The organism is Actinomadura sp. NPDC048032, from assembly GCF_040653175.1.
GTDB lineage: Bacteria > Actinomycetota > Actinomycetes > Streptosporangiales > Streptosporangiaceae > Spirillospora > Spirillospora verrucosospora.
Genome location: NZ_JBEZJP010000794.1, coordinates 1 through 1399, shown reverse-complemented (window position 1 = coordinate 1399; position 1399 = coordinate 1). Strand labels below are relative to the sequence as shown.

Genomic DNA, 1399 nt, shown 5'->3' with positions numbered 1-1399 from the left:
AGCGCCTGGACGAGGGCGGCCGGATCGGCGGAGGTGATCGCCTTGGCGACCTTCGGGGTTCGAGCACCGGCGGGGCGGCGAGCGTGATCCGCGCCCCGGGCATGCCGCGCCGCAGCGCCCGCAGCGCCGGGACGGCGGTCAGCAGATCGCCGAGGCCGAGCGCGCGCAGCACCAGCGCGCCGCGCGCCCCGGCCGTCACGGCCACGACGGCTCTTGGGACGGGCACACGACCAGCTCGCGCACCTCGCAGCCGGGCGGCTGGTTCAGCGCGAACGCGATGGTCGCCGCCACGTTCTCGGGCCGGTTCAGCTTGGCGTCGGCCCCGGGCTTGTACTGGTCGGGGCGGTCGTCGAAGAACGCGGTGTCCATCCCGCCCGGCACGACCATGGTGACGGCGACCTTCCCGGCCGTCTCGGCGGCGAGCGCCCGCGTGAAGCCGACGACGCCGAACTTGGACGCGCAGTACGCGGTCGCGTCGCTCAGCGCGCGGAACCCCAGGGTGGACGCGACCGTGACGACCCGCCCGTGCGGCTCGTTCTCCAGGTACGGGAGCGCGGCGCGGACGACAGCGACGGTGCCGAGCAGGTTCACCTGGACGACCCGCTCCCAGTCCTCGGCGGGGACCTCGCACAGCGCCCCGCAGGCGTCGATGCCGGCGGCGGTGACGACGGCGTCGAGCCCGCCGGCGGCGCGCGCCAGGCCGTGCACGGCGCGCTCGGCGCACCGGCGGTCGGCGAGGTCGGCCTGCATGTGCTCGAACTCCTCCTTCGGAGGGTGCCGGTCGAGGACCAGGGGCCGCCCGCCGTCGTCGGCGATCTTCCGCGCGACCGCCGCGCCGAGTCCGGAGGCGCCGCCGGTGATGAGGACCTTCATGACGCGTTTCCCTTCGTGGTCGACAGCAGGCGCGTGGTGGAGCGCCCCTCCAGGAGGGGCAGCAGGACCACCTCGCCGTTGTGGGCCCGGATCGTCTCGGCCTCGGGCAGGGGCGCCCCGGCGTAGTCGGCGCCCTTGACCCACACGTCCGGGCGCAGCCGCTCCAGGAGCGGCGCCGGGGTGTCGTCGTCGAACACCAGCGCGGCGTCCACGTCGCTGAGCGCCTCCAGCACCCGGACGCGGTCCGCGGCGGGCGTCACCGGGCGGGACGGCCCCTTGCGGCGCCGGACCGACGCGTCGGAGTTGACGCAGACGATCAGGCAGTCGCCGAGCCTGCGCGCCTGCTGGAGGAGGCTGACGTGGCCCGCGTGCAGCAGGTCGAAGCAGCCGCCGGTGGCCACCACCGTGCCGCCCGCCCGCCGCGTCCGCTCGACGACGTCCCAGGCGTCCTCGCCGCGCTCGGGGACGAGCCGGGCGGTGCCGGACTCGGCGAGCTGCGCCGCGACGGCCGCGGCGGCGCCCGCGC

At 76.6% G+C, this 1399-nt stretch carries 2 protein-coding genes and 1 pseudogene; all 3 read right to left on the bottom strand.

Going from position 1 to position 1399, the window contains the following annotated elements:
* Positions 1-205: pseudogene (locus tag AB0C69_RS42270) on the bottom strand (hypothetical protein); the annotation flags it as partial.
* Positions 196-873, bottom strand: a complete 678-nt coding sequence (locus tag AB0C69_RS42265) for an SDR family NAD(P)-dependent oxidoreductase (protein ID WP_353835770.1) — start codon at positions 871-873, stop codon at positions 196-198. The pseudogene AB0C69_RS42270 and the gene AB0C69_RS42265, both read right to left, overlap by 10 nt.
* A partial coding sequence (locus AB0C69_RS42260; RefSeq protein WP_360362577.1) for an adenylyltransferase/cytidyltransferase family protein occupies positions 870-1399 on the bottom strand: 530 nt, incomplete at its 5' end. The genes AB0C69_RS42260 and AB0C69_RS42265, both read right to left, overlap by 4 nt.

Coding starts and splice junctions, on each gene's coding strand:
- AB0C69_RS42265 (WP_353835770.1), bottom strand. CDS start 873: ATGAAGGTCCTCATCACCGGCGGCGCCTCCGGACTCGGCGCGGCGGTC.